Source organism: Nannocystis bainbridge, assembly GCF_028368995.1.
Taxonomy (GTDB): domain Bacteria; phylum Myxococcota_A; class Polyangia; order Nannocystales; family Nannocystaceae; genus Nannocystis; species Nannocystis bainbridge.
Genome location: NZ_JAQNDL010000001.1, coordinates 3,034,929 through 3,056,375, shown reverse-complemented (window position 1 = coordinate 3,056,375; position 21,447 = coordinate 3,034,929). Strand labels below are relative to the sequence as shown.

Genomic DNA, 21,447 nt, shown 5'->3' with positions numbered 1-21,447 from the left:
GGCGACGATCGCCGCGGGCAGACAGGCACGTGGGTATGTCCTGAAGAGCATGCTCTTGGAGACATGTTCATGGGGACATGTGATGCTCCGCTCGCCGGGGCCTTCGCTGCGAAGGCGGCCGGACGAGGGCGGGGAGAGCCGCCGCTCGCGGGCCCGAGAAAGCACGAAGGCCGCCGCGCTGCAGGCAGCGGGCGGCCGGGGCGAGCGGAGAGATCTGCGCTCAGAGGGTGATGCCGTTGCCGGCGCAGGCGCTGTAGACGGCGCTGCGGCGCGCGCCGGTCAGCTGGTCGGCGGCGCTGCGGGCGTTGTCGGCGTTGCCGGCCTTGCAGGCAGACACGCCCATGAGCTCGATCGCGTCCTGCGAGCGCGCGAGCGCGTTGGCCTGCTTGGCGAGGCTGTACGCGAGGGGATGGTTGCTCTGCTGCGCGGCCTGGCGGGCGCGGTCGAGGGTGTCCTTGGCCTTGGTGGCGTTGTCCTCGACGGCCGGCTTGGGCGCGGGCGCGGGCATGGCGTTGGCCGGGGTGGGCGCAGGTCCGGGCAGCGAGGTGCCGGCCTCGGCGGCCTTCTTGTAGGCCTCCTCCTGGGCCTTCTTGGCCTCCATGTGCTTGCGGACCTGGTCGAACAGATCCTCCTCTTCCTCCTCGGGCTCGGTGCTCTTGGCCCGGCGCTTCTTCTTCTTCTTCGGCTCCTCGCTCTCGACGTCGCGCGGGGCGGGCTCGGGGTCGGGCGGGGGCGCGACGATCGGGACCGGATCGGGCGGCGGCGGCTCGACCTTGGCGGGGATCGGCGTGGGGTCGGCCTTGACCGGCGGGGCGGTCTTCGGCTCGATTTTGGCCGGCGGCGGCGTGACGGCGCGATTGGCCTGCGGGGCGACCTCGGGCTCGGTCTGGATGTACGCGGCGGCGCCGGCAGCCAGCGCGGCGCCGAGGCCGACGATCGCGACCCACGGGGTCCGCCGCTTCGGCAGCTCGGCGATGATCGACTCGGTCGGCCGCAGCTCGGCGCTCGAGGTCAGGCGCTCGCCCGACTGCGACTGGCGCAGGGCGGCGGCCCGCAAGGTCTCGGGGGCGACGTCGGCGGCGGCGACCCGGCGCGCGCTGACCGAGGCGGCGGCCGAGGCTTCATCTGGCTTTGCGGACAGGGCCGCAGGGACAGCCACGATCTCGGCCGCCCGGACCCGCGCGGAGTCGCTGGAGATCGGCGCCCGCATCGAGTCGGCAGGCGCGGCGGCGCGGGTCGAGTCGGCCGGGGCCGGGGCGCGCACGGAGTCGGCGGCGATCGGGGCCCGCATCGAGTCGGCCGGGATCGCGGCGCGCAGGGACTCGGCCGAGGCGCGCATCGAGTCGCTGAGGCTCGCGCGCATGGACTCGCCGGGCGCGGGGATCCGGATGATCTCGGCGGGCAGCGGAGCGGGCTTGGCCGAAGGCGGCGGCACGGCGGCGACCGTCGGCTCGGCAGCAGGGGCCGGCGGAGGCGGCGGCGCAGCGGCGATCGGCGCCGGCGCAGGCGGGGGCTCGGCAGCGTAGGGCGGAGGCGGGGGCGGGGTCTCGGCGGCGTAGTGCGGCGGAGGCGGCGGGGTCTCGGCGGCGAAGGGCGGCGGCGGCGGCAGCTCGGCGGCGCTGGGCGGAGGCGGCTCGGCGGCGGCGACGGGCGGCTCGGCGGCGGCGGGCGCAGGAGGCTCGGCGGCAGCGGGCGCGGGTGGCTCGGCGGCAGCGGGCGGCTGCTCGGCAGCCACGGGCGTCTCGGGCGCTGCGGGCGTCGCGAGCGCTGCGGCGACAGGCGTGGCGGCCGGCGGGGCTTCGGGCGCGGGGGCCGGCGGCGGCTCGGCGGCGACCGGGGCCTCGGTCGGCTTGTCGGCTGCGCTTTCGGACATGGCCGAAGGTACAGGTGCCGAGGCGACCGGCTCGGACGGGCGGCGCGGCGAGGGGATCAGCGTCGGCACCGCGATCGACGGCGGCCGTCGCGGGCCGACCGGCGGCGGCGGGGCGATCGAGGTCGGCGGGGGCGGAGGCGGGCCCGGCGGAGTGGCGGGGGCGTCGATGAGCCCGCGCATGACCACCGAGGGGGCGATCTTCGCCGGCGCGGCGCCGGAGGTCGACGGCGACGGCTCCTCGACGGCAGCGGCGGCGGCGGCCGAGCTGACCGAAGGGACAGGTGCGGAGAGGTTGTCCGAAGAGACAGGTAGCGTCGAGGCCAGCGGCTTGGGCGGCGGCGGTGGCGGGGGCGTCGAGGGCAGCGGCTCGGCGGGCGCGACGGTGGCGAAGGCGCCGGTGGCCGTCGTCGGCGCGCCGGCCTCGTCGGCGGGGATCGCCGACAGCGCGGCGGCGAAGGCCTCCATGCTCGGGTGGCGATCGGCAGGCGACTTGGACAGCGCCTTGAGCACGACCTCCTCGACCGCGGCCGGGATGTCGGCGTCGGGCGCGACCTGGCGCAGCGGCAGCGGCGTGGCGTGCAGGTGCTGCGCGACCAGTCGGATCGGGTTGGTCTCGTTGAACGGCAGCTTCCCGGTCAGCAGCTCGTAGGCGATGATGCCGAGCGAGTAGACGTCGGTGCGGATGTCCGTCGGCTCGCCGCAGCCCTGCTCCGGCGCGGCATAGCGGGCCATCTGCGTCCCGACCTCGCCGGCGCCCGGGCCGAGGTTGGCGGCGATGTGCTCGAACACCGCCGTGCTCACGATCTTGATCGCCTCGTTCTTCGGCCGGTTGCGGACCGCGTAGCAGTGCCGCGCCTGCAGCGTGCCGAGCACGATGCCCCGCTCGTGCAGGGCCTGCAGGAGCTGGCTCAGGCGAATGAAGAGGTGGCGGGCGCGCGACCACGGCAGCCGACCGCCGCGCTCGAGCATCGCCGAAAGATGATCACCGTCGAGGAAATCGGTGACGATGAAGAGCTCGCCCTCGAGGGTCATGCCGACGTCGAATGCGTCGACGAGGTTGACCAACGCATCAGGCTGCTGCTGCTGGATCTTGATGTTGCGGTCGATGCGAGCGCGGATCCGCGAGACCACCGTAGGGTTCTGCGCGAGGCTCGGGACGAGGATCCGGACCGCGACCGGCCGGTTCATCAACAGGTCTTCGGCGCGGTAGACCGCGCCGGTCGAACCCTGACCGATGGATTGGGTGATCCGGTAGCGGTTGGCCAGCAGCGTGCCGAGGAGCGCAGAACGGGGCTTCCACGCGGCGACGTCGCTGGCCTGCTCGAGAAGGGGCGCCATGGAGCACTACCATACCGAGTTCTGTGGGCCTTCGCACCCGGCCTCGCGGATTCGCGGTGCGATCGGGCGCGCGCCGCTCCGGGCGGGGCGGCTCCGGGCCTGCCCGAGGCGCGCGCGGCTGGGGGACAAGGGCCGCACCGCCGTGGGTGCGAGGCAGGCTCACCTGTCCGGAGGAACAGATTTCGTGAGGTGCTCGGGGCTCCACAGGCCCTCGCTGCGGGCGACGAAGGCGGCGGCGACGTGGTCGCCGAGCACGTTCACCGAGGTGCGGGCCATGTCGAGGATCCGGTCGATGCCGATGATCACGGCGATACCCTCGCCCGGGACGCCGAACATGGTCAGCATGCCGACCAGCAGCGGGATCGAGCCGCCCGGGACGGCGGCGGCGCCGACCGAGGTGAGCACCGCCATGGCGATGATGACCGCCATCTGGCCGAGGCTGAGCGCCACCCCGAACACCTGGCACAGGAAGATCACGGTGATGCCCTCGAACAGGGCGGTGCCGTTCATGCACATCGTCGCGCCGAGCGGATAGACGAAGCCGCAGATCCGCGGCGGGATGCCGAGGTTTTGCTGGCCGACGAGGAGGTTGGTCGGCAGGGTGGCGCTGCTCGAGGAGGTCGAGAAGGCGGTGACGAGGGCGGCGCGGATCTTGGAGAAGAAGATCCACGGCGACACGCCGACGAGGGCGCGGATCACGAGGCCCATGGTGCCGATGGCGTGCAGCGCGAGGGCGCCCAGGACCAGGGCCACGTAGACGCCGAGCGGGGCGAGCAGGGCGAAGCCGAACAGGGCGGTGACGCCGAAGATCAGGCCGGCCACGCCGTAGGGCGCGATCTTCATGGCCATGTCGACGATCGCCGAGATGACCTCGGCGAGCGCCTCGAGGAAGCCCATCATGGTCTTTTGCCGGTCCTCGCGGATCAGGGTGATGCCGGCGCCGAACATCAGGCCGAAGAAGATCACGCCGAGCATGTCGCCGTCGACCGCCGACTTGAGCGGGTTACGGGTGACGATGCCGACGAAGGTCTCGACGCCGAAGCTGGTCGGCGCGGGCGGGGGGCCGCTGGTGCGCGCGTACTGGGCCACGAGCTCGTCGCGGACCGCGGGCGAGACGTAGGCGCCAGGGTCGACGAGGCTGACGAGCAGCAGGCCGAGAGCGGAGGCGAGCGCGGTGGTGACGAGGAAGAAGGCGAGGGTCTTGACGCCCATGCGGCCGGCGCGGCGGATGTCGCCGACGCCGGCGACGCCGAGGGCGATCGAGGCGAACACCAGCGGCATCACCACCATCGAGAGGATGCGCAGGAAGACCTGGCCGAGCGGGCCGGCGACGTAGGTCAGCACGAACTGGACGACGGCATGGTCGGCGCCGAGGCCGAGGTTGGCGCCGAGGCCGAGGGCCGCGCCGACCGCGAGGCCGAGCAAGATCCGGGTGTGCAGCGGCATGCGGCGCGCATGGTAGGACATGCGAGCCCATCCGCGCGCGCCCGGGCGTCGATCGATCGCCGGGTCGGCGGCGGGCCCGCCGGAGCGCGCGCGTGCGCGGGCCGGAGGCGGCCCCGCCGAGACTTCAGCCCGGCGCGATCTCCCTCAGCGCCATGCCGCCGGGGTAGGCGTACGAGGCGCCCTGGGCCTCGCCCGTGACGATGACGCCGAAGGTGGTGGTCTTGGCCGAGGCGGTGTTGGTGCCGGCCTGGCAGTCGCCCTCGCCGGGGTTGATGTTGACGACCGCGGTGACGTACTGGGTGCCGGGGATCTGCTTCCAGTGGTCGTCGGGCACGAGGCCGCCGAGGCAGCCGAGCTCGACGTTGTTGTTCATGGCCTTGCGGACCAGGCGGACGTTGTCGTTGGCGTACGAGCTGTCGACCAGGAACACGTAGTCGCCGAGCCACTGCTCGGTCGGGACCATCAGCACCATCGAGGGGTCGCCGGGGTTGCCGTTGGCCGGCACGCCGGGGGCCTCGGAGCCGTACATGTAGCCGGCGACCATGATCGGGTTGTTGGACTGGATGCGGAAGTCGCCGCTGGCGTTGAATTGGATGAAGCCGCCGGCGGGGATGACCTGCGTGGCCTCGGCCAGGCCCTCGGGCTTGGGCGTGAAGGTGACGGTCGCGCCGGACTCGCGCGCGAGGACCCGCCAGAACATGTCCTCGGTGCCGCGGGCGGGGCTGCGCAGGGCGACGTACTCGATGCCCCACGTGTCGACCGGGAAGATCTGCTCCTCGAGGTGGTCGCAGAAGGTCACCGTCTTGTTCGGCACCTGCCCGCACGAGTGGCCGCCGAACACCGCGACCGGCTTGTCGGCGACGATCTCCGAGCCGGTGGTGTCGCCGCTGTTGGTCTGCAGCTGGACGTAGTCGTAGCGGTCGAGCTTGATCTCGGTGGTGACGCCCTTCGTCAGCGCGGGCATGCCGTTCTGGCCGGCGGCGACGTTGACCGTGGGCTTGAGCGAGATCGTGGTGTCGTCGGCGGTGGCGACCACGACCAGCGAGGAGCCGCTGCCGAGGCCCTCGCCCCACGCGAGGTGGAAGTAGCGCGAGCCGAGCGCGTGGGTCGGCAGCAGCAGCGAGGCGTCGGTGGTGAAGGCGAGCGCGCCGCCGAGCGGGTTGAACTGGGTGGCGACGATCGGCAGGTCGGAGACGACGCGGAAGGCCCGGCCGGGGGCGATGCCGGAGCCGGTGAAGCCGGCGTCGCCGGGGTAGAAGCCGTTCTGGTTGTTGCTGCTGCCCGACAGCAGGAAGGTCCGGACCTGGCGCGGGGCGATCACGCCGGTCAGCAGCTTCTGCTCGGCGCCGTTCTTGTTGCCGTCGAAGATCTCGACGTTGACCGGCTCGGTGGCGCTCGGGTTGGAGACGGCGACCGCGTAGACGTAGGCGTCGCGCGGCGGGACGTTGGCCATGTCGACGGCCCAGAACTCGCAGCCGATGCTCGACTGCCGCTTGGCCACCACGCTGCACGCGGCCATGCAGGCGCCCATGTCGGGGTCGCACAGCTCGTCGCCGTCGCACGTGACCGGCGCCTCGTAGCCGGTGCCGTACTCGTTGCAGGTGCGGCGGGTGTTCTGGTCGGTGCAGGTCTGCTCGCCGGGGGTGCAGAGCACGGCGCTGCAGGCCCCGGCCTCGGCGTCGCACGCCTGGCCTTCGGGACATGTGGTTTGCTGGGGCACCAGGCAGCCGCAGGTCTCGAGCGTCGAGGCGTCGAGGCAGGTCGGCGGGGCCGCGCAGTCGCAGGTCTCGCAGGTCTTGGCGCCGTCCTGGCAGCCGGTGCCGGCCGGGCAGGGGTCGCCGATCCAATTGCCGCCGACGCAGATCTGGTGCTGCTCGCCGTCGCACCGCTCGTCGGTGCCCACGCAGCCCGACGGGGTGGTGGTCGGCTCGCTGGTCGGGCCGGCGGTGCTGGTGGTGGTCGTCGACTGGGTCGTGGTCTCGGTCGGGCTGCTGCTGCTCGCGCTGGAGCTGGAGGTCTCGTTCTCGGTCGTGGCCGGGGTGTACGGCCCCGGGCAGCCGGCGAGGGCGAGGGCCAGGGTCGGACAGGCGAGCCAGCGTAAGCGCATGGTCCGATGTTGCCGCGGGTCCAGCGGGTCGACAAGATCCAGGCGGTTGGACAGGGTCCGCGCATGGGAGGCCGGGATCGGCCCGAGCCTCGCATGTCCTTCTGGACAGGCCCACCGGAGGCCGGCAAAATAGTTCGTGTGACGGCCGGAGGGCGAGGACGGCGTTGCGCGGCGGCGCTGCTGCTGCTGCGGGTCCTGGCGGCCTGCGAGGTGGCGGCGCCCAGCGACGACATCTTGCCGCTCGACGAGGCGGGGCCCGAGCTCTCACCTTGTGTGTCCTCGGAGGCGGCGTTTTTGCGCGCGGCGCTCGAGCCGATGCCGCGCGACGACGGCGCCGAGCTGAGGTGCACGGTCACGGCGATGCGCGGTGACGCGGGGTCTCGCGTCCTCGATCTCGCGTGCGACGGGGAGGCGATGCGGCTTTACGTCGAGGCCGACCCGGCGCCGGCCGGCGATGGTTTCGCGGCGGGCCAGGAATTGCGGGTGCGGGCGATCGTCGCGCCGGGCGAGGTGGCGAGCGACCCGGACGTGTGGTTACGCGTCGAGGACGCGGGCGGGGCGCTGCTGCTGGCGGCGGCCGTCGGCGCGCGCGTCGATCCGCCGGAGGGCGGCGGGTGGGCCGCGCCGTTCGCGTGGCGCGAGGCGGCCAGCGCCTGCATGGTCGAAGAGACAGCTTGCGGCGAGCTGCGGCGCGGCGCGCTGGACCTGCAGCTCTCGGGCGGCGCGCCGCTCCGCCTGTACGATGGGACATCTTCGGCGGCCGGCGACGAAGGGGCGTTTGTGGCCTACGTCGAGGCGGCGCGGACGAATGTCTCGGGGTCCGGTTGTCCCCGGCAGCGGCTCGTGTTCGGACTCATCGCGGCGCGCTGACGTCGCGCTTGAAATATTTGGGCGGATCCGAGCCGGTTTGGTAGGTTGCCGGGGGTGCCGGTCGTCGATCGCTACAAGCACGGGAGTTTCTGCTGGGCCGAGCTCGGCAGTCCGGATCCGGCGGTGACGACGCGGTTCTATGGGGGCCTCTTCGATCTCGGGATCCACCACGGCAAGGCCTACACGATCTTGCGCAAGCAACAGCGCGACGTGGTGGCGATCCATCGCATGCGCGCCGACAAGATCGAGCGCGGCGACACGCCGCTGTGGCTGCCGTACGTCAACGTCGAGTCGATCGACCGCGCGGTGGCGCGGGTCGAGCCGCGCGGCGGGCGGGTGATCGTGGCGCCGCGCGAGGAGTACGACGCGGGCCGCGTGGCGGTGGTCGAGGATCCGAGCGGGGCGCAGCTGGCGTTGTGGCAGGCGGTCCACCACGCGGGCGCCGGGCTCATCGACGAGCCGGCGACGATGTGTTGGTGGGAGCTCAACACGCGCGACGCGGACGAGGCCGGGGTCTTCTACAGCGACGTGATCGGCTGGCGGCGGGCCGAGCGGGAGGTCGAGTCGACCCGCTACACCGACTTCTTCGTCGGCGAGCGCAAGGTCGGCGGCATGCTGCAGATGACCGAGGCCTGGGGCTCGATGGCGTCGCACTGGATGACGTACTTCCGGGTCGAGGACTGCGACGAGAGCGCGGCCCTCGCGGCGCGGCTCGGCGGCGCGATTGCGGTCGCGCCGTGCGACATCCCGCCGGTCGGCCGCTTCGCGGTCGTCAGCGACCCACACGGGGCCGTCTTCTCGATCGTCGCGTACGGCCAGACGGGCCCGAAGGTCCGCGAGCCGAGCGGGGGTTGACCGCGATCGCCCGCAGCGAGTAGCGTCCACGGCGATGATCCGCGCCCGCGGGATCCACAAGAGCTACCGCCTCGCCGGCGCAAGGGCGGGCGAGCTGCCGGTGCTCCGCGGCGTCGACTTCGACGTGGGCGCCGGCGAATTCACGGCGGTGGTCGGGCGCTCGGGCAGCGGCAAGAGCACGCTGCTGGCGCTGCTCGGCGGGCTCGACACCGACTACTCGGGCGAGCTCAAGGTCGCGGGCAAGGAGCTGCGCGCGCTGTCCGACGCCGAGCTCAGCGCCTACCGCAACGCCACCATCGGCTTCGTGTTCCAGGCGTTCCACCTGCTCGACCACCTGAGCTGCGAGGACAACGTCGCCTTGCCGGCGCTGTTCAGCGTCCAGGGCAAGGAGAGCAAGGACGTGCGGCTCGGGCGGGCGCGCGAGCTGATGGAGATGGTCGGCATCAGCGACAAGTGCGGGACGCGGCCGAGCACGCTGTCGGGCGGGCAGAAGCAGCGGCTGGCGATCGCGCGGGCGCTCTATCACAAGCCGCAGCTGCTCATCTGCGACGAGCCGACCGGCAACCTCGACAGCGCGTCGGCGTCGGCCATCATCGCGCTGTTTCGCAAGCTGCGCGACGAGTCCGGGGTGACGCTGACGATCGTGACCCACGACCCGACGATCGCGGCGGCGGCCGACCGGGTGATCGAGATCCGCGACGGCGTGGTCGAGCTCGGCGGAGTGAACACCAGCGCGGCCTCGGCGGCCCCGAGCGGCGACGAGGAGGTGCGGCCATGAGCAGCCTCGGCGCGATCGTCCGCGGCAACCTGCGCAACAACGCGATCCACTTCGCGCTGGCGTCGGTCGGCGTGATCGTCGGCATCGCCGCGTTCGCGTTCTTCCTGGCCCTCGGCGCCGGCGTGCGCCAGGTCGTGCTCGGCAAGATCTTCCCGCTCGACCAGCTCGAGGTGATCGCCAAGTCGATGACGCTCGACGTCGGCCCCGTCAGCCTCGGGCTCGCCAGCGACGTGCTCGACGAGTCGGCGGCGCAGCAGCTGCGCGGGGTCGCGGGGGTGCGCGGGGTGTTCCCGAAGATGAAGCTGACGGCCCCGGCGATCGGGCTCGGCGGCAAGGAGATCATCGGCAACGACATCCGCACCGAGCTGATCGTCGACGGCATCGACCCGGCGCTGGTGGAGGGCGAGGTCGCGGGCGCCGAGCTGTTCCGCGACGTGCCCGAGCCGAGCAAGACGCCGACGGCCTGCGCCGACGACTCGGCGTGCGGCAAGGACATGTACTGCGGCAAGCCGTACCAGGGCGGGCCGGGCAAGGTGTGCCGCGACTACGTGCCGGTGCTGGCGTCGCCGCACATGCTCGAGATCTACAACGGCTCGCTGCGCCGGGCCTACAACCTGCCGCGGCTCAACCCGGACTTCCTGGTCGGCGTGTCGCTCGAGATGCGGGTCGGGGCGTCGATGGTGCAGGCGGCCGAGAAGGACCAACTGCTGTACGACCGGCTCAAGCTGGTCGGCTTCTCCGACAAGGCGGTGCCGCTGGGCGTGACGATGCCGCTGTCGCAGGTGGCCCGCTACAACGTCCACTTCGGCACGCCCGAGGCGGCGACCCGTTACCACTCGATCATCGTCAAGATCGAGGGCAAGGACCAGGTCGCGGCGGTGGCCAAGAAGATCGAGGAGCTCGGCTTCGAGGTCACCGACGGCGGCGCCGAGCAGGCCGGGTTCCTCATCAGCGTGTTCGTGCTGGTGTTCAGCCTGCTGTCGACGATCATCGTCGGCATCGCGGCGGTCAACATCATGCACGTGTTCTTCATGCTGGTGTACGAGCGCCAGCGGGAGATCGGGATCATGCGGGCGGTCGGGGCCCGGCGCTCCGACATCCAGCGCATCATCCTCGGCGAGGCGGCCAGCGTCGGCCTGGTCGCGGGGGCGATCGGCGTCGGCCTGGCGTACGGGGCCAGCCGCGTGTTCGACTACGTGTCGGCCCGGCACCTGCCGGACTTCCCGTACAAGCCCGAGACGTACTTCGCGTTCAGCTTCGACCTCGTGGCCCTGGCGCTCGGCTTCGCCGCGGGGTTCTGTGTCCTCGGCGCGTGGCTGCCCGCCCGCAGGGCCGCGCGCATGGACCCGGCGGCGGTCCTCACCGGCCGATGACGTGGCGCGGCGCGGCGTGGCATTTCGCCACAGCCCCCGGCGCGCGAATCCGAACGGCGGAGCAAAAGCCCGGGATCGCTGGCGAAACCGGCCGGGCGCGGCTGGAATGGCGCGCGCTAGAGGGGCCGGCATGACGCGCTTCGCCCCGCTGTTCGCCCTGTCCGCGACCCTGGCCACCGGCTGTTTCTTCGCCAACGCCGACGAGGAGACGGCCTTCGTCGAGGCCGACGATGTCCGGATCGATCTGCCGGAGTCGATCGCGGCGCGCGAGGGCGGGCAGGTCCGCGGGCTGCTGCACCTCGGCGTCGAGTCCACGGCCGGGCACGTCAACCGCTGGGTGACGATGCTGGTCGAGCACTGCGCGCGCGTGATCGCCTACCTCGACGACGTGCAGCCGAGCGCGCGCGAGGGCAACACCCGCATCTACGGGCCGTACGACGACAACGACGGCCGCGACCTGGCGTGGCTGGTCCGCGTCGAGTCGATCGAGGACGGCGCGAACTACCAGATCTACGTCGGCGGCCGCGGGGCCGCGGACCAGGGCGCGATGGCGCTGCTGATGAAGGGCGACCTGCACAAGGACGGCAGCAAGCGCAGCGGCGGGTTCGAGCTGGACTTCGACGTGGTCGAGAAGCACCCCGAGATGAAGGGGCCCGACGCCGACATGAGCGTGGTCGGAGGTTTCGTCGCCGTCACCTTCGAGCGCGACGTCGAGACCGAGCAGAAGCGCATCGACCTCGACTTCCAGGCGGCCAGCTTCGAGTACCTCGGCTGGCTCGACGATGACGTGTTCTACAGCGACGACAAGTACAGCTACACGCGCGACGCCGAGGGCGGCGGGAGCTTCGACTTGACGCTGTACGGCGAGTGGGACGACTACGGCTGGAGCGGGCCGGAGCGCGAGAAGGCGAGCGTGCAGGCGGCCTGGGACGCTGCAGGCAACGGGCGGGCGCGCGGCAGCATCCTCGAGGTCGATGGCGTCGGCGACATGAAGCACGGCGACCTGTTCCTCGACGAGTGCCAGGGCGCCGACGGCTTCCTCACGTGGCGCGCGCTGAACGAGCCCTATGCGCTCGAAGCGCCCGGCTACGGCTTCGGTGACCCGAAGTCGTGCGAGATCGAGGAGAGCGCGCTCGACGGGCTCTGAGCGAGTGCGCCCAGGGGGCCGGCCGAAGCGCGCAAAATCGGCGAATTCACGCCGATCTCGCAGCCCGGACTGGTCCTTTTGAAAGGCGCAGTATACTGGCTTCACAGGTATGAGTGCGGCGCGTCTGAAGAGTCTCGGCAAGCTGGCGGTCCTCATCGGCTTGCCCGTCGCCTTCGTGGTCGGGCTGTTCGGCGCCGGCGTCTATGTGGGGCACGGGCACCGGACGGCGATCCTCTCGTTCGAGCGCGACTGGCTCGGGCTCGACGTGGTGGTCCCCGGCGAGCCGAGCAGACCGGCGCCGCCGGACAAGCCGGAGCCGAAGCCCGAGGTCGCGCCGACGCCGAAGCCCGAGGCCACGCCGGAGCCGGCCAAGCCGGAGCCGAGCAAGCCGGAGACCACGCCGGAGCCCGCCAAGCCCACTCCCACGCCGGAGCCCGCCAAGCCGGTCGAGGCGCCGCGTGGGCTCGACTCGATCCCCGTCGCGGTCGCCGACCCGGCCCCGCTGCCGCCCGAGCTGCAGGCCCGCCTCGGCGAGCCGCTCAAGATCCGCATCAAGGTGGTGGTCGACGACGAGGTGTTCGACCGCCGCAGCGACTGGATCGACTACGTCGAACGCCACGTCCGCTGGGCCTCGCAGGTGCTGCTGCGCCAGATCGGCGTCGAGCTCGAGCTGCGCGGGGTGATCGCCCGGCCGATGACCTGGTCTTCGGGACAGGCGGCGTTCGCCGACCTCGAGGCGGTCGGCAGCGACGGCGCCGACCTGGTGCTCGGCCTCGGCGGCCGCATGATCCGCACGCCGGTGCAGGCCGGGCCCACCACCGCCAAGAACCAGGCCTCGACCGCGATCGCGTTCAGCTCCGACCCGACCTCGCCGGCGCCGCACCTGCGCGGCCTGCTGCGCGCGGTCACCCAGGCGATGGGCAGCGACCCGATCGCCGCCGACTCCGAGACGATCGCGTTCTCGGTCGAGGAGCGGCGGATCTTGCTCGAGCGCAAGCACCTGCCGTTCACCCCCGAAGCCGAGGACTCGCCCGCGCCGCCGGCCGACGAGGCCGCCCCCGAAGGAGAGCACTGAGATGGCCGCCCCCGCCCGCGTCGCAAGCAACAGCCCCAAGCGGCAGGAGCCCCCGGGCAACCAGCCGGCCAAGCGCGAGGAAGAAGAGGCGCCGCCGTCCCGGGTGGCCTGGCTCATCGGCTGGGTCGGCGTGCCCAGCCTGGTGTTCGGCGGGATCTTCGGCGGCGGCGTGCTGCTCGGAGCCCACTACCCCGACGGGTGGATCGCCTGGGCAGTGACCGGCCTCGCCGGGCTGGTCGGCGGCTGAACTCGCCGGTTGGCTTTCGGGACAGGTCGCGGGCTGGGCCAGGTCGAGGGACATGCCCTCGGAGACATGTCCGCACGAACATGTTTGAGAGAACATGTTCATCGGGGCATGTGTTGATGAACATGTCCCGAGGGGAGTAAACCTCAGCAGGGCGCGAGGATCCGCCCGGTCTCGACGTGCATCGCCTCGCGGTAGCGCTGCAGCTCGGCCTCGATGTCGGCGGCGCTGCCGCCCCAGGCGGTGACGAGGCGGGTGGCGACCTCGCGGGCGACGCGGGCGCCGAGGCCGGCGTCGGTCAGGGCGAGGGGGATCCGTCGGCGCAGGACATCCTCGAGGTGCACGGCGCCCTCGTGGTGGATGGCGTGCTCGACCTCGGCCCAGCAGTACGGCAGGTCGTCGATCATGCGGGCGCCGAGCTGCGGGTCGCCGTGGATCTGGTCGACGAGCCGGCGGGCGAACGGCCCGTGCCGCCCGGCGAGATCGGCGAGGTGAGGCTCTCGCAGCTCCTCGGCCGAGAGCGGCAAGCCGGCGACCAGCGGGTAGCGATGGGTCTGGCAGCGGCCGATGCCGGCCGGGAGCTGGCCACGTTGCCGCAAGCGGCGGACCACGCGGTCGACGGTCTCCTCGGCCATCGAGCGATAGGTGGTGAGCTTGCCGCCGACCACGGCGATGACGCCGCTTTCGGTCTCGAGGATGCGGTGCGAGCGGGAGATCTCGACTGTCGGGTCGCCGGGATCGGCATGCTCGTCGCGCACCAGCGGCCGCACGCCCGACCACGCGCTGACGATGCGGTCCCGGCCGAGCACCGCGCCCGGCAAGACCTTGCCGATCAGGGCGAACAGCTCGTCGGTGTCGCTGGCGGTGACGCCGGACGCGGCCGGGTCGCCGTCGTAGGCGGTGTCGGTGGTGCCGAGGTAGGTCCGCGCGCCCCAGGGCACGACGAACAGGATCCGCCGCTCCTGCTGCGCCTGGACCACGAGGGGCTGGCGGATCGGGACGTCCTCGGCGCGCAGGACCAGGTGGATGCCGCGCGACAGGGCCAGCAGGTGGGCGCCGGCGACCCCGAGCAACCGCTCGGAGGTCCATGGCCCGGCGGCGACGACCACCGACCGCGCGCGCACCTGCAGGCCGCCCTCGAGTTCGACGACCTGGACTTCGCCTTCGCGGCGCAGCGCCACCACCGGCGCGTAGGTGAGGACCTGCGCCCCGTGGCGGCGGGCGTCCTGCAGCGTGGCGAGGGTGAGGCGGGCGTCGTCGGTGACCGCGTCCTCGTAGGTGACGGCGCCGCGGAGGCCTTCCTCGCGCAGCAGCGGCTCGAGCGCGCGGGCGGCGGCGGGGCGGAGCACGCGGTGGCCGTGGCTGCGGTAGAGGCTGAGGGCGTCGTAGAGCGACAGCCCGATGCGCAGCTTCCACAGCGGCAAGCGGTCGCCGCGGTAGGCGGGGAACAGGAAGCGCGCCGGTTGGACGATGTGCCCGGCGATCTTGTAGAGCAGGCGGCGCTCGCGGAGGGCCTCGTAGACCAGGCCGAGCTCGCCTTGCTCGAGGTAGCGGACGCCGCCGTGGATCAGTCGGCTCGAGCGCGAGGAGGTCCCGAAGGCCAGGTCCCGCGCCTCGACGACGAGGACCCGCAGGCCGCGGAGGGCCGCGTCGCGGGCGACCCCCGCGCCGGCGATCCCAGCCCCCACGACCACGAGGTCCCACGCGGGCTCGGCTCGCCCGCGCCCATCGGCGTCCTCTCGCCGCAAGCGGTCCCACAGCGAGCGGATCTCGGCGGGGCCCCACGGAGGTGGCGACTCTTGTACTGGCAGGACATCGGCGCGATGGTTGCGCCGCACGGCGGGCATTTGTGACACTCTGCGCAAGCCTACCGCGACCCCCCGGAGACCTCGATGGCCTCGTACACGCTCCACATCCAGTACGTCGACCGCCCAGCGGAGACCCGGACGATCTCCCAGCCCAAAGTCCTCATCGGCCGAGACGCTGGTGACATCGTCCTCCACGACACCCAGGTCTCGGGCCGCCACGCGGAGATCCTCTGGGACGGAGCGACGCTCCGGTTTACCGACCTCGGCTCGACCAACGGCAGCTTCCTCCTCCAGGGCCAGCGGGTCGCCAACCTCGAACTCACTCCTGGCATCGCTCTGCGGGTCGGCAACTCGCTCATCACCGTCCAGAGCGTCGACGGCCTCAACTCGAGCGGCGCCGGCAAGGGCCGCACCGTGATCGCGGCCCCGGGCATGGTGCCGGGCTTCCCGGCGCCGATGAAGCCCGCAGCGGCGCGTCCGCCGGGGCCCGTGATGCCGGCCCCGCCGTCACCCGCCGGAGGGCAGCAGCCGGGGAGTTTTGCGTTTGCGCCGACCGCGCAGCATCAGGGGCCGCTGCTCCGGCCGGGGACCGGGGGGCCCGCGCAGGGGGCTCCGGCCGGCTTCGCGGCGGCTCCGCCGATGCCGGGCGGGGCGCCGGCGCCGTTCCCCTCGCCGGTGCCGCCGGGGCCCGCGCCGGGGGCGTTCGGGCAGCCGCAGCAGCCGGGCTACGGGCAGCCGCAGCAGCCGGGATTCGGCGCGCAGCCGCCGTCGGGCTTCGGCGCGCAGCCGGGCTTCGGCGGTCCGCCGCAGCCGGGGGCGTTCGGCGCCCCGACCCCGCAGTCCGCGATCGCCACCCCGCCGCCGCAGCCGGTGCCGAGCTCGATCTCCGGGCCGATGGCCGTCCCGCCGGGCCCGCCCGTGCTCGTGCCCGACACGGCCATGCTCGACACCCCGCCGACCGGTGACGCTGCCGCCCCCGCCGTCGAGCCGGCGCCCGGCGACCTGGTCGCGCAGGTCAAGTTCATCCTGCTCGAGACCTGGAAGGTGTTCCATCCGGTCGCCGTGCCCGCGGTCGCGACCGTCGGCGCCGTGCTCGTCCCGATCGGCCTGCTCGCGCAGCTCGGGCTCCTGATCCTCCCGGCCAGCATCGCCGCCTTGCTTGCGACCTTGCTGGCGCTCGCGCAGCTGGCGGCGATGGTGGTCCTCATCCCGTCGCTCGGGCGCTTCATGCTGAGCCACTACCTCGGCCAGCCGATCTCGATCCAGGCGGCCGTCCAGCAATCGATCGCCCGGATCGCCGACGTCGCCGTCCACTGCTTCATCCCCGGCGTCGTGCTCGGCGTGTTCGCGGCGCCGATTTATTACGTCGAGGACAAGAAGATCGGCGCGGTGATCGGCCGCAACTTCGAGCTGCTCAAGAAGGAGCTGGCGCCGATCCTCGCCGCGGTGCTCGGCGGCGGCCTCGCGGTCGCCATCGCCATGACGATCGTCGGCGTCATCCTCGGCCTGCTGCCGCTCGGCGGCATCTTGACCAGCATCGTCATCAACGGCGTGACGGCCTTCATCGTCGCCTTCGCCTCGGCGCTGAGCGTGTGGCTGTACTTTTGGGTCCGGCGCAAGCACGAGGGCGGCGACCCCGAGGGCGAAGCGCGCGGGCGGCTCGACGGGGCTGCTGGCGCTCTCCCGAGCGCGTGAGCCTGCGCGTCGCCGGCGTGACGGCGAGCCCGAGTGGCACCTGGCCTTTCCGCCAGGTGCCATTTCGTTTGCGCGCCGCCTGCATCGCGTGATCGGTCGCGCATGCGCCACGTCACGCAGGCCGTTCGCGCCCGCTGCGCTGCGACGTAGCGCTCGTCTGCGGTCGGTTTACCGCAGCGGCGATCTCGCCTAGGCTTGCCTCGCGCATGGACCTGCCGATGCCCAGCAAGACTCTCCGCTTCGATCTCCGCGACCTCGCGCGGTTCCCGAGCCTGACCCCGGAGCTGTTGCGGCTGGCCTACCAGGAGATGCTGCTCGCTCGCTGTCACGTCGAGCGGGTGGTCCAGGAGTGCGCCAAGGGCACCATCAAGTTCGCCATCTGGGGCTCGGGCGAGGAGCTGCACGGGGCGGCCGAGGCGCTGGCGTTCGCCGACGTCGTCAACCCGAACGCGTTCGGCATCTGCGCCCACTACCGCTCGGCGGGCCTTTTGGCCATGTGGTCGCGGCTGCGCGGCTACCCGGACTTCCACCTCGACCACATGCGCCAGCAGCTCTGCAAGTCGACCGACCCGTGGACCGGCGGGCGGCTGATGACGGCGCACTTCAACGACCTGCGGTTCAACACCTTGCCGGTGCAGAGCGCGCTCGGCATGCAGTTCGGCAAGGCCGTCGGCTACGCCCAGGGCTTGCGGCGCAAGGGCTACGACGACGGCCTCGTGGTCGCCGTGGTCGGCGACGGCACCACCGCCGAGAGCGACATGCACGAGGGCATGACCGGCGCCTCGATCTTGCGCCTGCCGGTGCTGCTGACGGTCACCGACAACAACGTCGCCATCAGCGTGCGGCCCGAGGACGGCCGCGGGATCCGCAGCTTCGAGCACTACGCCGCCGCCTTCGGGTTCGCCTACTTCGAGTGTGACGGCAACGATTTCCTCGGCTGCTACGAGACCGCCCGCGCGGCCGCGGAGTACTGCAAGGAGCAGCAGGCGCCGGCGCTGATGTGGGTCAAGAACCTGTCGCGCCTCAACAACCACAGCTCGGCGGCCGACTTCACGTTCGAGTTCGACAGCTTCGATCCGCTGGTCGAGTTCGGCGAGGCGCTGGTGCAGGCGGGCGTGCTGGCGCCGCACGAGATCCTGCGCCGCAACGGGGTCACGGAGGGCAAGGACTACTTCCGTCGCCACGACTGGGGCAGCCTGGCCAAGGCCGCCGACGACTACGTGGTCGAGACGATGGCGATCTGCGCCACCGAGCCGGAGCCGACCTACGAGTCGATCCTCACCGACGTGCGCGCGCCGTTCCCGGCGGTCGAGGAGGCGCCGCCGGAGCACCGGCCGACGGCGATCTCGATCAACGGGGCGATCCGCTCGGCGCTGCAGGCGATCCTCAAGGCCAACCCGATGTCGTGGGTGTACGGCCAGGACGTCGGCAAGAAGGGCGGCGTGATGGTGGCCACCAAGGGCCTGCACGAGCGCTTCCCCGACCAGGTCCGCGACGCGCCGATCAACGAGCCGCTGATCCTCGGCACCGCGTTCGGGTTCGCCCTGCACAAGGGCGCGACCGCGATCCCGGAGATCCAGTTCTCCGACTACTCGCTCAACACGCTGCACTGGCTGGTGCTGCTCGGCAATCAGCGCTGGCAGTCGGCGGGCACGGTCGACGTCAACGTCATCTTGCGCCTGCCGGTCGAGCCGCTGCACGGCGGCTCGGTCTATCACTCGATGTGCATGGAGGGCTTCTACGCCTCCATCCCCGGCATCACGATCGTCGCGCCGACGACCTCGCGCGACATGTACGGCCTGCTCCGCAGCGCCGCCGAGTACCCGGGCCCGGTGCTGGTGTTCGAGTCCAAGGGGCTCTACCGCATGACGCTGGGCGACGCGTTCCCCGGCGAGCCGACCGACGCCAAGGAGATCGCGGCGCTCAAGCGCAGCATCGGCTTCGGCGGCCACATCCCCGACCTGCCCGACGATTTCCGCGTGCCGCTCGGCAAGGCCGCGCTGCGCCGCCCGGGCAAGGACATCACCGTCGTCACGTGGGGCCGCTGCACCCTGTTCTGCAACGAGGCCGTGCAGAAGCTGGCGGCCGAGGGCGTCGACGTCGAGCTGCTCGACCTGCGCACCATCGTGCCCTACGACAGCGAGGCCGTGCTCGCCAGCGTGCGCAAGACCGGCCGCCTGCTGGTCGTCCACGAGGACCGCGTGTTCGCCAGCCTCGGCCGCGAGATCCAGGGGGCGGTGCAGGAGGCGATGATCGGCGAGAACGTGATCACCCGCGTGCTCGGCCAGGACCCCAGCCCCGGCATCCCGTCGCCGATCGAGATCGAGGAGCAGATCGTGGTCAGCCCCGAGAAGGTCCACGCGGCGGTCCTCGAGGTCATGGCGGTGCGCAAGGCCAAGCCGGCCGCAGACGCGGCGGCGCCGGTCCGGCCTGCGCGCGGCGTCGCCGACGTGTTCGCGCGCCCGCAGATCTTGTGGACACCGAGCCGCAACTCGGTCACCTGATGCACGACGCCGCGGTCCTCGACGAGCTCAAGGTCGGCGGTCTCACCCTGCGCGGCGTCACCCGCGGCGGGGTCGAGACCTGTCTCATGGTCCCTGAGCTCGGGGTCATGTTCGACGTCGGCATGTGCCCGCCCGGCGCGCTCAAGTACGACACGGTCCTGGTCTCGCACGGGCACGCCGACCACCTCGGCGGCGTCGGCTACCTGGTGTCGCAGCGCCAGCTGATGCGCGCGGGGCCGCCGGCGATCCACGTGCCGCAGGAGGTCCACGAGCCGCTGACGCGGATCCTCCGCGGCTGGGCCGAGATCGAGGGCTTCGACCTGCAGTGGCAGCTGCACGGGCACGCGCCCGGCGACCGCTTCCCCCTCGGCGGCGGGCTGTCCCGCGGGTGCGCGGCGCACTGCCTGCGGACCACGCACCGGGTGCCGTCGCTCGCGTGGATCGTCGAGCGCACCACCAGCCGCCTGAAGCCGGAGTACGTCGGCCTGCCGGGGCCGGAGATCGCCGCGCTGCGCAAGGCCGGCACCGACGTGCTCGACAGCCACACCGAGCCGCTGATCTGCGTCACCGGTGACACCCAGATCGAGTTCTTCCAGCAGCACGAGCTGGCCCGCCGCTGCCGCGTGCTGGTCCACGAGGTCACCAGCTGGACGGACGAGCGCGACGTGGCCCAGACCCGCCAGTGGGGCCACACCCACCTCGACGAGCTGGTCGCCGAGTCGGAGCGGTTCACCGGCGAGGCGCTGGTGCTGGTCCACCGCAGCATGCGCCACAGCCGGGCCCAGGCCGAGCGGCTGGCGCGCGAGCGGTTCCCGGCGGGCGTGCGCGACCGCGTGCACGTGTTCGGAAACTGACTTTTAGGACATGGTCCGAGGGACAGCGAGCAAGAGACATGTCCGAAGAGACACATGACGCCGCGACGGCCGACGTCCTGATCCTCGGGGCCAGCTTCGCGGGGATCGAGCTGGTCCACCAGCTGCGTCGCAGCGCCCGCGGGCGCGGGCTGAAGATCGTCGTGGTCGATCGCCAGGCCGAGCACCCGTACATCCCGCTGGTGCAGGAGCGGCTGGTCGGGCGCATCGATCCGGGCACCTCGGTGCTGCCGACCCGGCGCAGCGTCGAGAAGCGGCCCGAGGCCCGCTACGTGATCGGCGACGTGATCGGCCTCGACCCCGACCGCAAGGAGGTCACCCTGGCCTCGGGCGAGCGGCTGCGCGGGCGCTTCATCGTCGTCGCGCTCGGCTCGGTGCTGGCGCCGCCGGCCGCGATCGAGGGGGCCGAGCGGTTCGTCGGCTACAAGTTCGAGGGCGAGTTCGCCAGCGCGGCCGAGCAACTGGCGGCGCTGCTCGGGCCGGACGGCGAGACGACGCGGCGGGTCAGCAGCGGCGACGGCCCTTACCGCGAGGGCGAGGCCCGCGGGCTCGCCGGCGAGCGGCCCACCATCGTCGTCGCCGGCGGCGGGATCTCCGGCGTCGAGCTCGCCGGCGACCTCGGCCGCCTCGCGCGCGTGCGGCCGGCCGGCTGGCGCGCCCCCAGGGTCGTCCTCGTCCACTCGGGCCCGCGCCTGCTGCCGCACCTGTGCCAGCGCGCCGGTCACAAGGCCGAGCAGCACCTGCGGGCCCAGGGCGTCGAGCTGCGGCTGAACACCCGGCTGACGCGTTTGGCCGCCGGCACCGCCACGCTGCGGCCGCCCGGGGCCGACGCGACGGATGTCCCTTGCGACATGGCCTTTTGGACCGGTGGCGTCCGGCCGGCGCCGGCGCTGGCGGGCCTGTCGCTGCCGCGCACCGCCGACGGCTGGCTGGCGGTCGGGCCGACGCTGCAGTGCTTCGCCACGCCGAAGCCGACCCGGCCGGACATCTTCGCCATCGGCGACGCGGCGCGGGTGCAGAGCGCGACCGGCGAGTGGCCGACGATGCAGCGGGCGATCGAGTGCCTGTGGCAGGCGTGGCTGACCACGGACAACCTGACGCGGCTGGCCCGCGAGGCGCCGGGCTACCCGCACGGGGTGCCGCCGCTGCGCCCGCACACGCTGCGCGAGGATTTTCCGCATGGGGTCAGCATCGGCGACGCGTCGCTGGTGGTGTACGGCCGGCTGGTGGTCGACTTCGCGGCGGTGAACATCTGGTTCCGCCGGTTCTTGATGAAGATGTACATCCGGCGCTACCGCTGAGGCGACATGTCCTCAGGGACATGTGAGATCGAGCCTCTCCCGGTCGGCGCGGCGGGCGATGACATGTCTCTTCGGACATGTCCTCGAGAGCCCATTAGGTTCGACCGGGCCGCCCGCGACCGGACCGTGCACGGCAGTTCGCGGGGGTGACCGGCGAATCT

The 21,447-nt window shown here is 72.4% G+C and carries 15 protein-coding genes; 11 read left to right on the top strand and 4 right to left on the bottom strand.

All coding sequences use genetic code 11. The annotated features are described in order from the left end of the window. Positions 1 to 220: 220 nt before the first annotated feature. The 3 genes from POL25_RS11910 to POL25_RS11900 form a co-directional block, all read right to left on the bottom strand. Positions 221 to 3,211 carry a serine/threonine-protein kinase gene (locus POL25_RS11910; protein ID WP_272086089.1) on the bottom strand — a complete coding sequence of 997 codons (2,991 nt, stop codon included), beginning with the start codon at positions 3,209 to 3,211 and terminating at the stop codon, positions 221 to 223. A gap of 159 nt (positions 3,212 to 3,370) precedes the next feature. Continuing rightward, positions 3,371 to 4,657, bottom strand: coding sequence for a dicarboxylate/amino acid:cation symporter (locus tag POL25_RS11905; protein WP_272086088.1), 1,287 nt, complete (start codon positions 4,655 to 4,657; stop codon positions 3,371 to 3,373). A gap of 124 nt (positions 4,658 to 4,781) precedes the next feature. After that, complete coding sequence (locus POL25_RS11900) at positions 4,782 to 6,764, bottom strand: IgGFc-binding protein (protein WP_272086087.1); 1,983 nt, start codon at positions 6,762 to 6,764, stop codon at positions 4,782 to 4,784. Between the two features lie 93 nt (positions 6,765 to 6,857). Here POL25_RS11900 and POL25_RS11895 point away from each other — a divergent pair, with 93 nt between their 5' ends. The 7 genes from POL25_RS11895 to POL25_RS11865 all read left to right on the top strand — a co-directional run bounded on the left by POL25_RS11895 (position 6,858) and on the right by POL25_RS11865 (position 13,109). Further along, on the top strand, positions 6,858 to 7,634 hold the full coding sequence (locus POL25_RS11895; protein WP_272086086.1) for a hypothetical protein: 777 nt from the start codon (positions 6,858 to 6,860) through the stop codon (positions 7,632 to 7,634). A gap of 54 nt (positions 7,635 to 7,688) precedes the next feature. Continuing rightward, positions 7,689 to 8,489, top strand: coding sequence for a VOC family protein (locus POL25_RS11890; RefSeq protein ID WP_272086085.1), 801 nt, complete (start codon positions 7,689 to 7,691; stop codon positions 8,487 to 8,489). 34 nt (positions 8,490 to 8,523) lie between these two features. Beyond that, positions 8,524 to 9,267 (top strand): ABC transporter ATP-binding protein, encoded by a 744-nt coding sequence (locus tag POL25_RS11885; RefSeq protein WP_272086084.1) that lies wholly within the window; start codon positions 8,524 to 8,526, stop codon positions 9,265 to 9,267. Then, positions 9,264 to 10,640 (top strand): ABC transporter permease, encoded by a 1,377-nt coding sequence (locus tag POL25_RS11880; protein WP_272086083.1) that lies wholly within the window; start codon positions 9,264 to 9,266, stop codon positions 10,638 to 10,640. Before POL25_RS11885 ends, POL25_RS11880 begins: the two co-directional genes overlap by 4 nt. 130 nt (positions 10,641 to 10,770) lie before the next feature. Continuing rightward, on the top strand, positions 10,771 to 11,787 hold the full coding sequence (locus tag POL25_RS11875; RefSeq protein WP_272086082.1) for a hypothetical protein: 1,017 nt from the start codon (positions 10,771 to 10,773) through the stop codon (positions 11,785 to 11,787). A 109-nt stretch (positions 11,788 to 11,896) separates the two neighbouring features. Continuing rightward, entirely contained in the window at positions 11,897 to 12,862 is a 966-nt protein-coding gene (locus POL25_RS11870) for a hypothetical protein (RefSeq protein ID WP_272086081.1), read from the top strand. Position 12,863: 1 nt separating this feature from the next. Further along, on the top strand, positions 12,864 to 13,109 hold the full coding sequence (locus POL25_RS11865; RefSeq protein ID WP_272086080.1) for a hypothetical protein: 246 nt from the start codon (positions 12,864 to 12,866) through the stop codon (positions 13,107 to 13,109). Positions 13,110 to 13,252: 143 nt separating this feature from the next. Here POL25_RS11865 and POL25_RS11860 read toward each other — a convergent pair whose 3' ends face one another. After that, on the bottom strand, positions 13,253 to 14,953 hold the full coding sequence (locus tag POL25_RS11860; protein ID WP_272086079.1) for a glycerol-3-phosphate dehydrogenase/oxidase: 1,701 nt from the start codon (positions 14,951 to 14,953) through the stop codon (positions 13,253 to 13,255). 45 nt (positions 14,954 to 14,998) lie between these two features. On the opposite strand from POL25_RS11860, the gene POL25_RS11855 reads away from it, so the two are divergent. From POL25_RS11855 to POL25_RS11840, 4 genes are all read left to right on the top strand, one after another. Continuing rightward, on the top strand, positions 14,999 to 16,609 hold the full coding sequence (locus tag POL25_RS11855) for an FHA domain-containing protein (RefSeq protein ID WP_272086078.1): 1,611 nt from the start codon (positions 14,999 to 15,001) through the stop codon (positions 16,607 to 16,609). Positions 16,610 to 16,827: 218 nt separating this feature from the next. Further along, positions 16,828 to 19,113, top strand: coding sequence for a transketolase C-terminal domain-containing protein (locus POL25_RS11850; protein WP_272086077.1), 2,286 nt, complete (start codon positions 16,828 to 16,830; stop codon positions 19,111 to 19,113). Continuing rightward, on the top strand, positions 19,113 to 19,967 hold the full coding sequence (locus POL25_RS11845; RefSeq protein ID WP_272086076.1) for an MBL fold metallo-hydrolase: 855 nt from the start codon (positions 19,113 to 19,115) through the stop codon (positions 19,965 to 19,967). The genes POL25_RS11850 and POL25_RS11845 overlap by 1 nt, the downstream gene beginning before the upstream one ends. Positions 19,968 to 20,005: 38 nt before the next feature. Continuing rightward, positions 20,006 to 21,286, top strand: a complete 1,281-nt coding sequence (locus POL25_RS11840) for an NAD(P)/FAD-dependent oxidoreductase (protein WP_272086075.1) — start codon at positions 20,006 to 20,008, stop codon at positions 21,284 to 21,286. Positions 21,287 to 21,447: the final 161 nt, after the last annotated feature.